Origin of the sequence: Pseudoalteromonas sp. MTN2-4 (assembly GCF_042848605.1) — a bacterium.
Taxonomy (GTDB): domain Bacteria; phylum Pseudomonadota; class Gammaproteobacteria; order Enterobacterales; family Alteromonadaceae; genus Pseudoalteromonas.
The window spans coordinates 85,414-97,166 of the sequence record NZ_BTGK01000006.1 but is presented as its reverse complement, the minus strand read 5'-3'; the positions used below and the strand labels follow the sequence as shown (position 1 = coordinate 97,166).

The window sequence follows — 11,753 nt, the reverse complement described above, 5'->3', positions numbered from 1 at the left end:
ACGGATTTCATGTCTTAATGCCAAAAGGCAACCTGTACTAACTCTAAAACAGCAATTTACGTAAATATGTTTTAAGTTGATCAATTTATTCTTTTTCTTAGGCTTCATACACAGAACAAAAAGCCCTCATAAGAGGGCATGTTTTAGTTTACTCTGCTGCAATAAAGTTCATAACCTAATTAGTCGTTATAACGAAATATACAAACTTACCAGCGAATTGTGCCAAAGCAATCAGGCAAGCCTAGCTGTCAGCTATTTTAAATTTAAACCGTATATTCAACGCCAAGCCCGGTGACATACGCTCTACACTCACTTCACCTTGCTGGGCATTGATCAGCTCTTTAACCAAAGCCAAACCAATTCCCGTGCCTTGGGTTGCTCGGGTTAATTCATTGCCGCCACGATAAAACAACTCAAACAGCTTTTCTTGCTGCTCTTCACTAATACCAAAACCATAATCACGTATTTGCAACTGAATAAATTCAGGCTGTTGCTTAGAATAATGAAAATTGAAATCGATTTTTTGCCTATCAACATCATTGATCTTGGCTTGATCAAAAAACTTCACGGCATTGTCAGTAATATTGATCACCACTTGCGCAAAAGCATCCATATCAACCCACAGAAGAGCACTATCTGGCTGTTCAAAAGGCTGATTTATAGTAAGTTTGAAATCATTTTTCACTAACAAAGATGAGACTTTTGATTGGATAACGTCATTCAATATGCTCAATTTTACCCAGTTCGGCTCAACATTATGTGCAGGCTGACTGAGTTTAGATAGCTGCAAAATATTATCGATCAAACGAGATAAACGTTCACTCTCACTAAATATAAACTCATAGTAATCACTGCGATGTTGCTCAGATAGAATTTGCCCTGACTTTAGCATTTCTGAATACATGCGAATGGATGTTAGTGGGGTTTTTAATTCATGACTCACCGACGAGACAAAGTTCAGACGTTGCTCGGCTAACTTTAACTGACGTTTACCCAAAGCATAAAAACCATAACAGCCTAGTGCAATGGTCATTAATAAGACCCCCATTAACCCTAAGCCATACAAAGCAAGGCTACTGGTACCAAACGCTTTAGTCGAAAACGAAATACAATAAGATGGAAATGGCCAATGCAACTTGCTTTCTTTAAGGTGAACTTGCATCAACTTTGCCGGTAACGACGCTTGTAACTGTACATCCATATCTCCATTTTTCAGCATCTTGGAAACAATAAACGCATCCTCGGCATGACCTTTCTTATCACTAATAGTCAATCCGAGAAATGCATTGGGACGCTTATTGGTCATGACTTCCATGATAAGTCCGAGTAAATAACGCTGTTTATCTAGCACATAGCCCTGCATTTTTACTTCATCACTGACTGTCACCACGCGATAAAAAATGAAGTAGTCTGGTACGTCTTCTATCACTTCATATTTTTCAGGTTGTACGATAAAGCCATTATTAATTAAAGTTTTTATCTGCCCTGAACGCATCACCACATCGTATAAGCCGCGTGCCATTTTGAGGCTTTCTTTTTGTGCTTCCCATTCAGAGAAAACATCATCCGCTTGGATCACATCAGGCCACATAGGGCTATTAAAACGCCCTTGTGCATCTATTTGAAAGAACCCCACTAAACCTTCATACCGCTGAAAGCTTTCTGGATCAGCAAGCGGGGATACTTGCCGCGTGACCTTTTTGGTTTCAGGGTTGTAAGCATACTGATAATAGTCAAATTCGGTAGGAGAAACCGAGTTAGTAATAATCGCTTGTTTAAATAAGCGTTTATTAATGATGTCGCTAAGCTTGGTTGCGCTCTTTTGGTATTTTACGATCTGCTCTTGTTGAAATTGCTGAAACACAAACACACACACTAAAGACACAGGAATAAACAACAGCAAGAAAAAGCTCAGCGTGAAAATTCTTAGCCGTTTTAAACGCTGTTGATAATTAAGCAGTGGAGAAGGTTTTAAGAATGCTTTCATCAAGAAGCCTGCCCGAATAATTGATACCCTTCACCACGCAGGGTCACTAGATATTTTGGCGCTTTAGGGTCTGGCTCTATTTTCTTACGTAACTTGGCTATATGAATATCAACCGTTCGAGTATCAATGTGATCGGTGGACTTATAACCCCAAACTTCTCTTAACAGTTCACAGCGAGAAACTGGCGCTTTTTGTTGGCTTAGATAATTTAAGATTTCTACTTCACGACGGGTGTAGCGCACCGTTTGGTTGAACGATTGGCCTGTTAAACTCTGAGTGCAGATCTCCACTTGATCGCAAATGGTCAATTTACTATCTTCGGGGCTCCATCCTGAACGGCGCACTAAGGCTTTAACCCTTAACACCAGCTCGGACGTCGAAAATGGTTTAGCTAAATAATCATCAGCCCCCAAAGTCAGACCATTTATGATATCTTCTTCACTGTTTTTAGCAGTCAGCATCAAAATCGCTTGGCTTTGCGAGTGTTGGCGTAGCGCATTACAGATCTCAAAACCATTCATACTCGGCAGCATCACATCTAAAATCACACAATGATAATGGCCTTGTAACGCGGCTTCTAACCCTTGCTTGCCATCCATTTCACTGTCGACCTCAAAACCGTGAAAAATAAATAAGTCGGTCAAGCCGCGTAAAATACTGGCTTCGTCTTCCACGATTAACAATTTCGGTTTGATGCTCATAATTCGGTACTCCTTTTTACACACGCGTTACCCTACCCCAGACCTTACATTTTCTTAAGTAAACTTTTGTAAAAAAAACCTACTCAGAGTTTTACTTTTTGTGCCTATTTTACCTTTGTTCGCTTTCCTAATATGAGTTCAAACGCCATTGAGGGAAATATCATGAAACGCCTTTTCACATCTCGTCTTTTAAAATTAAGTGCGGTTGCAACTGCATTGACTTTGTTTTTTAACAGCCAAGCAAGCTGTGCCAATGATGATGTAAGCAGCAACACAGCTGCTAACATTGATACCTACGACGAGAGTTTCTTCACGCCATTTTCACCACAAAATCTGCGCGATATCTTAGAAAAAATTCCAGGAGCCAATAACCTACTATTAGCCATGAATAACAACAATGAAACCCGAGGTTTTGGCTCGTCAGGCGAACAAATATTAATTAATCGACAACGCGTATCGGGTAAAGGTAATAGCATTAAAAGTGAGTTAGACAATATTCAGGCTAAAGATGTTGACTATATTGAGCTGATCAGAGGGTCGGTATCGGGTCTTGATGTGCAAAGTAATGGTTTAATCATCAATGTCATGCTCAAAGACGACATCAGCACCGCGGTACTATGGAATATTGGGGTCACGAAAACAGACTCTATGCAAGGCAAACCGTTAGGCTCTTTGGTACTAAGTGGTGGTGAAGGCGATTTAACGTATCGCTTTGGTTTTGAAAGAAAGCTTTATCCTACAAAAATAAAAATCAATGAGCTGTTTAGCTCTGCTGACAATGAGCCGACAAAACACTACAAGCGCGTGCGTAAAAATTGGTTCCGAGAAGACATATTCAGCAATAAGTTCAGTTACAAGCACGCCAACAGCACCTCTATGACGCTGAACAGCATGTATAAAAAAATCTATCTAGATAGCGACTTTGACTCGACCTACATTCAACTTGCAGATAACACCACTACGGCGGACAACCTGACATTTGATTGGGGCCTACGAGAATGGGAGATTGGCGGAGATATCAGTCATAAAATTAACGACAAACACAGCTTAAAGCTGGTATTTATCGAAAACCGCAGTAAAGCCAACGATCAACTTTGGCAGACCATTACCAATGACGATGACAGCACCACGGCGGGATACCAACTCCCTCGACTTTACAGAGAATCAGAAAGCGTCGTGAGAGGCAGTTGGAAATACACACTCAACCAGCAGCATAGCTTCGATTCTGGCGTTGAGCTAGCTATTAATAAACTCGATGAGAACCTGCAATTTATTGACAACCAAGATGATGTTTATCATTCGACTGAACTTAATGAAATCAAAGAAACCCGCTATGAAGGCTTTAGTCACTATAACTATTCAATATCACAAGCAACGAACTTACAGGCCTCTTTGGTTTACGAGTATTCAAAACTGGATGTCGCTACTGATTTTAGCTTGCAAACCGATACCTTTGAGCAAGCAAATAGTGGCTCAACCCGTTCATTTAATTACTTAAAACCACGTATTAACTTACGCCATGATTTAAATGACGCCATTCAGTTACGTACCAATTTAGAGCGTACCGTGAGCCAATTAAGATTAAATGATTTTGTGCCTCGCTTTAACCGAGAAGAGCAGCGATTAGAAGAAACCAACCCTAACTTACGCCCAGAAGTCAGAGACGAGTTCTCTGTAAGTTTTGAGCGACAATGGCAAGCAACCTCAGGTAGTCTGACTCTGACGCCGTATTACCATAAGATCACCGATCTCATTGTTGAGATCCCACTAGTGAGCTATTCAGGTGAAGGTAATGTTGATAACGCGAAAGAATATGGTGTGAAACTTGAAACTGATTTTGGCCTCGACCCTATTGGCCTAAAAAATACTATGGTCAGTGTCAGTTACACTTGGCGTGACAGTAATATGCGTGACCCATTTACAGGTCAGGACAACAAAATAGCGAGACTAAGCGATAACGAATGGCAAGTTAAAATCAACCAAACTAATCTATTTAACAAAGTAGATTGGAGCATGACACTCTTTGATAAAAGCGCTTCTCCATTTACACGATACGACTATACCAGCACACTGGATGATAAACTCAAAGTCAGAATAGAGTTAGATTATAAGCTATCATCTGACTTGAAGTTAACGCTTAAAGGCGACCGTTTGCTAAGCCGTAAAACCAGAAACATCAGAACTCGACATGACGGCTTATTTACTGAAAATGGTATTTCACAGTATGAAGATCGCCGCTTTGAGCGCTCACCACGTTTTACCTTACTATTAAGCGGCCAATTTTAATGAGTCCCTTTCGTCTCAAAAAAGGCACGCTGTTGACTCCGTGCCTTTTGAAACCTACTAGGTATCTTTAAAAAAAGAAGAGAGTAAAGTTATTCTAAAATCCACTTTGAGTGCTGTTCATCTGCACTGCCTGTCGAAGTTAATTGTGGACGCTGCTTATCTTGGTTATACCAAAAATACTGCTGCCAATAGGTATTTTTAATATTCCATAGGCCCCCTTGATAAACAAACTCGTACTCCGCTTGTTTTGGCGAGTTCCATAATTTTCCATACCCTGATGAAGACCCACTATAGCTAAAGAACAATGCAGGTGCTTGGCGACTTCGTAAATAGTAACGCCCTTCACTTGCAGGTACTTTGAGCCACTCCACAGGGTTATTCTGCGCTGTGGTTAAGCGTTCATTATTATTTAAAGCCGATACCGACAACGCCTTACCATCTACAGCAGACTTGATCATAACCGCTTTGCCACTGTCAGATTGTTGCTTAGTAGGTTGCCAGTCGTTTGGTGGTGTTTGCCAAGTAAGTGACTTCCAGCGCCAGTTATAGGGCATTCCCATATAATCATCGTACAGATCTGCGTATCCGGGTTCTGCTTCAATGTTATATAAGCACTGGCGACGCTCAGCATCTAATTGCGCAACACGCTCAGCTTGATTGGTTGTGCCTACATTTAATTCTCCCATACAGGCTTCAAGTGTTTTACCTGTCCCAGTTTCACCCGGGGCGAGTACATAGGTATGGTCTCTATGCTGTTGATTTTCATACCATACAAGCATCGCTTGTTCATCAAACGACAGCCAATTGTCTACCAAGGTTTGTGCTTCTTGCCTTGCGTAAGCTTCGCGTGCACTTTTGTCTACGGCCATAGTGCGGATAAATGCAGCCCATAGGTCTTTACTTGCTTCTAAGGCCACAAGTGCAACAGGCTTCATATTACTTGCAGAATATGAATCCCACCCTGAATCAAGTCGAGTATTTTCTTGCCAGATCACATCGCCACTGCTGAAGTCGAGTACATCTTTAGTGTCATGTGTGTGCTGCTCTGCACCTTCTGAACATAAATAGGCTTTTACTTGCCATACTTTTTCGTAATTATCTGCTGGTAAACGTACCGTATGTTCCGGGCTAAATGAGTCTTGGAATAAGTGCACCGCTCGACCAAACAAGAAATAGTTATGATCTACTTCGGCTTTAGCTGAATAGCCTCCACCATCCCACACTTGAATACGCTTTTGCTCTGCCATTGCGGCATTAACAAAGTGTTCAATAAAGCGCTTTTGACCTCGGTAAGCGGCATCTACACCACCTTGACCACCTATGTCATCATAACGACGCATAAAGTGATCTTGTTGAAGGTCGGCAGGTTCTTGCGAAATCGCACTAAAGCAGTTTGGTCCAGTCGGATCCGTACTGGCATTCGTCACATTAAACCCAGCAATGTCCACCCAGCGTTCGCCCACAATGGCTGCATAGATATCGTCATACTTAGGTTGGTAACTCGCATTGTTATTACTTTTAGCTTGTATGCGCTGTACTTCATCGTACGCCGCAGTTAAATCAGTGCGCTTCGCCAGGCCATGTTGCCAGTGATATCGAGGATCATTAGGATCGGTTTGAATGATGTGCTCTTGGTCTAGCAATTCGAGTGCCGCGGTACGTGTGAGCCATTCATGACCCATTGGCATAATGCCACCGCCACCTAATTGCGTGAATGCACTTGCTGACGTCGCACCTAGCAGTGCAATACCAATACTCAGTTTTTTGATATTCATAATTTTCCTTATAGAACGGGCTTAATAAGCTTTTTACAGCTCATTTCCTTAAGCCAATAAAAATCATGCGCATAGTAGAGTTAAAACTTTAAAGTTACAACTATGTTAATAAAAGTTTAAAGGGAATAAGTGAGATTTTTTGATAACAGCCCTAAGCGGTTGGGGGAACTCAGGGCTGGAGAAAGTAAATAAATTACCGGCAATTCGCGTTCGGGAAGTTACTGACGTGAGTCGCAATATGATCGGCGTAACTGTTATTTAAAATCGGCGTTGTGCCGTAATGACCCGCATCTTTACCTATGGTAAAGCTTTGAGATGCACTCAACCCAGATTTGATAAATGCTTCAGCATCCGTTTTTGCATTGCCATAAGCACGCACAATTTTAATGCCATTCGCTTCAAGCTTATTAATCTGCTCTGTCTTGTACTCAGCAGTACGGAATAAGCTGGTTTCATTGCTCAGCGATGTGCGCAGATAACCTTGAGGCAAACCCATCCAAGATAGCCATTTACGTGTACCTTTGGCATACCAATAAACACGCGCGGTCAGATAAATAGGCTGATAACCTAAATCTAAATAGCTACGCGCTAAGGTATAAGCCTCATCCTTTGCATCAGCATAATCTATGCCTGTGTAATCACCAATTTGCTCGGCATCAGACTCTGTTAATGTGCCATCAATATCGAATAATACCGCTTCTGTATTTGGCTCTACGACCGTTAAGAAACCTTCTGTTCCTGTGCCATCAGCTGGAACGCCCGCGTAAATACGGTATTGGCCTGCAGACATGCCTGGTAAAGATAAAGTCGCTTTGCCATCGCTGTTTGTGGTCGCCGTAGAGACATATTGCCACTTTGCATCATTTTGACCACGAATATAAAACTTCACTGTTTCAAACTCTAAGTCTTTATGCGCCACACTGCCGTAATCAAACTTAGCCGTTACTGTAACAGGCTTACCTACCGCGACAATTTCATCGTGGATCATATGAAAGCTTGGCAGCCAAGTAATAAAACGATTTGACCAGTTTTTATATTTGCCGGTTTCAAAGCTGGGCGCTTCAAAACGCTGCTCCATCAAATGTGGTTGCGGACACTGCGGTAGTGCAAAAGCCGAGGCTGTGCTCAGCAGTAGCGGGGCAAAAAGCCATTTATTATTGTTCATATTCTTTCCTTAATTAAAAACATCAACTACTTAGAATAGAATAAAAACTCAAAGTTACAAAAATGTTAAATATAAAATAAAAACTTAATTCATATAAAAAAGGCCGCGTATTTTTCAAGTACACGGCCTTTTATGTGTGCGTATGAAAATGAATTAGGTGTTGCGCGCTTTAGCCACAATTTCGACTTCTTCAGGCACTAAGAACACCCCTGAAATCGCTTTAAGATTGGCCTGCTTCCCTTCAGGTAGACTAAATTCAAACTTATGCGCTAACTGAGCAAACAAGGTATGAATGATGTATTTACCGAAATGTTCACCCAAGCAGCGGCGCTGTCCTAAACCAAATGGGAAAGCCTTACCCAATTGTTTTTTGCTCAACTCGCCATCTTCATCTAAAAAGCGTTCAGGCATAAATTCATGCGGGTTTTCCCACAGCGTTTCATCTCGGGTAATACTGTAATTATTAATCACCAATGGCGTGCCTTCGGCAAGAAAATATCCATCTAATAGTGTGTCTTTACTTGTTGCATAATTGGCTGCAGGCATTGATGTAATTGAACAATGGCGCAATACCTCACTGATAAATGCTTGTGTATAAGGCAGATCCGCTTTGTGCTTATTCAGTGGCACCGCGTTTTTACCCACCACTTCATCGAGTTCTTTTTGTACACGCTGCTGCTGTTTTGGAAAAGCAGCCAAGTATAACAAGGCCCAGCGCATAGCAAATGCACCAACACCGCCACCAGCTCCAGCAACTTGAGTCAGTGAACCGATGACAATTTCTTTTTCATCAATATTTAAAGCAGCTTTCGTTTGCGCATCAACACTGTCATTGGCAGCAAACAAATAATCACATAAATCACGATACTCGCCCGGTTTATAATCGGCTTTACGACGGTCAACATTGAATGACACGTACTGATCAAGGGCGTTCAAGTTACCGCTAAACTTTTCAATCGCATCACCATACTGAGCGTAATATTTCTCTTGCAGCTCAGTAGGCATCAACTCGTAACGCGTGCTGTTAATAAAGCCATTTGGTAACCAACTTAAGCTTTTCTCGTCAAACAGGCCTTTTTCAAACTCACCAAAGCGATCATCAAACATGACCTTATGTAAAAAACTAGCAAGCTTAATTGACACTTCGCGATTCGGATCAAATGGCTTGCCCTCATCGGCTTGCCATACCGCTGCGATATCCTCAATTTCAGTGGTCATCCATTGCTCAATGTTATCCCAGCGCGTGGCAAAATATTCACGCATGGCATGGGCAAATACTTTACGATGCACCTGCCAAGGCTCGCCAGCTTCTAACTCTAAAAAGTGCTTTTGTGGTGCCACTTGCAGAATTTTATAGTCGGCTCGTACATTAAACACATCATTCTGTGTGACCAATGCTTCTTTGATGTATTGATAGCCGTTTAATACCACCAAATTGCCCTTGGCTGTTTCAACCGAGTAGATATCTCCGTACTTCTTTGATAGAGACTCGATAATTAGGTGGTATTCCTCACCCCAAAAAAACAGCTGCCCGTCTTCGCTGTTAAATGGGATGTGAGGAATACTCGGAGTCAGTTTGTTAATGTCTAAATTGATTTGTGGTTGCGCCACGACGCTGTCTGTATTTTTCATTGCTCAAATTCCGCTGACTAAAGTTGGTGTTGCAGTGGTCGCTGCACTCGCTGTGAATTGCTCTGATTGCAGATACCAAACGAAAGGAAACTTTTCGGTGATCCGGAAGATCTTTTTACCCTGAGAGAACACCAAGTAAGTGCGATACAACACCAAATCATGACTTGAAATCGCAAAGTGAGGTGCTAGCTCATTGGCATATTCAAATCCCCATGACAGCAAGGTTTTATAGGTTTCAACCTGAAACTTTTCCCATGCTTTGCCGATGGGGATCTGAGAATGAGTCAGGGCACGAGAAAAATTCACGTTCATGTTTCCGTGATAAACCAAGGAGTCGGCATACAGGTACGGCAAGCCTGAGGTCTCGCCTTGCAATAAAATAACCCGCCTTTGGCAATGTGTTTCAGCTTGTTGTTCACTCGACGTTGTGGCGATCGTGTCACTATCAACATCGGCTTCAAACAGTTTATTCACCACCAACTTTTCATCGACAATACTTTCGATTAATTGGGTTACTGTGCCATCGGTGCCTAAGATGATTTTTTGCAAATGGCTTAAACGACTTAAATTAAAGCGGTGTGGTTGCAACGCATCATTTAGATTGCACAAGCACTCATCGGTTAATCGGATCATAACGTTTTCCCGTCCCTGAGCAGCTATTTACTGAGCTCACGTAAGCCATCAAGGCGTAAACGTGAGAGTAGTTTTTGGGTGATCAAAGCCAACTCAAAATGAATGATGCGTGGCCAAGAACTGATATTTGGAAAGCCTAATAAGAACGAGCGCGCTGTATGAGTCATTTTATTTGGGCCATCTAAACGGTATTGCACTGCAAACTGCGGGTTATGCAATAGCTTTACGCGCAACAGTGGATCTTTAAACAAGCTAGGGATCTCAGGCATGCAGCCAACCAGCTTTGCCATAGAATCCATGTAATGGCAGTAGTTCACCAAAGAGGCCACATGTGGGGTGATCTTATACTCCGTCTGCCAGTGTTCGGTATCGTATTTAATGATGTCGACCATTTCTGATAGTGGTGGTAATGGTTTCTCGCCACTGGCCAGTTGTGATAAATAACGACATTGCATTTCAGCAATAACCGGAATGCCCCCTTGTTGCGGACGAACAAAACCGATAAACGACAGTGAGTCACCCATTTCAGGAATAAACATTTGTTTATACAAATCACGCATATTGCTGATACTTACGTCTAAAAAAGGGAAGCTCAGTTGATAGCCCGTGCAAAATACCACGGCATCAATTTCTTCACGCGTGCCATCTTGAAACACCACGGCGTTTTTTTCAAAACGCATAATGCCACCAATGTTAGGGACTACTTTGCCATCGGCGATTGGCCTGAATAGTCGCTCATTTTTAGTGACGGCCTGATGGTGAGAAGGGCCTGATTTTTTCAACCACTCACCTCTGATCCGTACATGATCGTTACGGCTATTCACATACTTATTGAAAATACCTTTGGTGATCCCACCATGATAACGATGAGGTAATTTGTTCACGATGCGTGATGTTAACCAGCTGGTATCTATGGTGAAGTAAGGATCTTCTTGGAACGCCATATAGCGTGGTGCCACCGCTGGGTAACGGCGCAGCGATAAGATACATTTACTCGAAACTTCTGAAATCTCAGAAGTAATGTCGGCACTACTTTCCCCCAAACCGACACATAACACACGTTTACCGGCATATTTGTGCTTATCGCGATAATCATTCGAGTGCTCAATTTCGCCCTCGAACATATCTAAACCAGCAAGCTCAGGCAGTTTTGGCTTTTGGAAATGACCCGAGCAAACGGCAACCATATCAAAGATGTCAGTTTGTTCAGCCATGCCATGTTTCGTGGTGACCTGCCATTTTCCCGCTTGCTTTTCTACCTTTCGTACTTCGTGATCGTAATGGATGTATTGACCTAATTCGAAGCGGGCAAGGTATTCGCCTAAGTAATTAACGTATTCTTTTTTAGACCAGAACTTCAGCTTTTGCTGACTCGGCACATAATCTGAATACGCCATAAAATAATTAGAAATGGTTAGGTGCAAATCTTCATAGATTTTTTTATCGGCAAATACACCACCAAAGCTTTCTGCTTTTTCAAAACAGACGACCTCATGGCCTCCGTCTGTAAGCTGTTTGATGGCGGCAATGCCTGATAAACCAGCACCGATGACTGCGATTTTTTTTCTCATTTT

The 11,753-nt window shown here is 42.1% G+C and carries 8 protein-coding genes; 1 reads left to right on the top strand and 7 read right to left on the bottom strand.

All coding sequences use genetic code 11. From position 1 onward, the window contains the following. Positions 1–241 precede the first annotated feature (241 nt). Both ACGHEH_RS14805 and ACGHEH_RS14800 read right to left on the bottom strand, forming a co-directional pair. Complete coding sequence (locus tag ACGHEH_RS14805; RefSeq protein WP_390446663.1) at positions 242–1,987, bottom strand: sensor histidine kinase; 1,746 nt, start codon at positions 1,985–1,987, stop codon at positions 242–244. After that, positions 1,987–2,688, bottom strand: coding sequence for a response regulator transcription factor (locus ACGHEH_RS14800; RefSeq protein WP_130254570.1), 702 nt, complete (start codon positions 2,686–2,688; stop codon positions 1,987–1,989). Before ACGHEH_RS14800 ends, ACGHEH_RS14805 begins: the two co-directional genes overlap by 1 nt. Before the next feature lie 162 nt (positions 2,689–2,850). Between ACGHEH_RS14800 and ACGHEH_RS14795 the strand changes: the two genes are divergently transcribed. Beyond that, positions 2,851–4,974 (top strand): TonB-dependent receptor plug domain-containing protein, encoded by a 2,124-nt coding sequence (locus tag ACGHEH_RS14795; protein ID WP_390446659.1) that lies wholly within the window; start codon positions 2,851–2,853, stop codon positions 4,972–4,974. Between the two features lie 89 nt (positions 4,975–5,063). Here ACGHEH_RS14795 and ACGHEH_RS14790 read toward each other — a convergent pair whose 3' ends face one another. The 5 genes from ACGHEH_RS14790 to ACGHEH_RS14770 form a co-directional block, all read right to left on the bottom strand. After that, on the bottom strand, positions 5,064–6,749 hold the full coding sequence (locus ACGHEH_RS14790; RefSeq protein ID WP_390446656.1) for a hemolysin D: 1,686 nt from the start codon (positions 6,747–6,749) through the stop codon (positions 5,064–5,066). Positions 6,750–6,942: 193 nt separating this feature from the next. Continuing rightward, on the bottom strand, positions 6,943–7,914 hold the full coding sequence (locus ACGHEH_RS14785) for a phosphatidylinositol transfer protein (protein WP_390446653.1): 972 nt from the start codon (positions 7,912–7,914) through the stop codon (positions 6,943–6,945). A 153-nt stretch (positions 7,915–8,067) separates the two neighbouring features. Beyond that, positions 8,068–9,546: a cytochrome P450 gene (locus ACGHEH_RS14780; protein ID WP_390446649.1), complete on the bottom strand. Its 1,479-nt coding sequence runs from the start codon at positions 9,544–9,546 to the stop codon at positions 8,068–8,070. Positions 9,547–9,549: 3 nt separating this feature from the next. After that, positions 9,550–10,179 (bottom strand): chorismate pyruvate-lyase family protein, encoded by a 630-nt coding sequence (locus tag ACGHEH_RS14775; protein ID WP_130254565.1) that lies wholly within the window; start codon positions 10,177–10,179, stop codon positions 9,550–9,552. A 23-nt stretch (positions 10,180–10,202) separates the two neighbouring features. After that, the gene (locus tag ACGHEH_RS14770) at positions 10,203–11,750 is read right to left on the bottom strand and encodes an NAD(P)-binding domain-containing protein (protein ID WP_390446646.1); all 1,548 of its coding nucleotides are present in this window, start codon (positions 11,748–11,750) and stop codon (positions 10,203–10,205) included. Between the last annotated feature and the right edge of the window lie 3 nt (positions 11,751–11,753).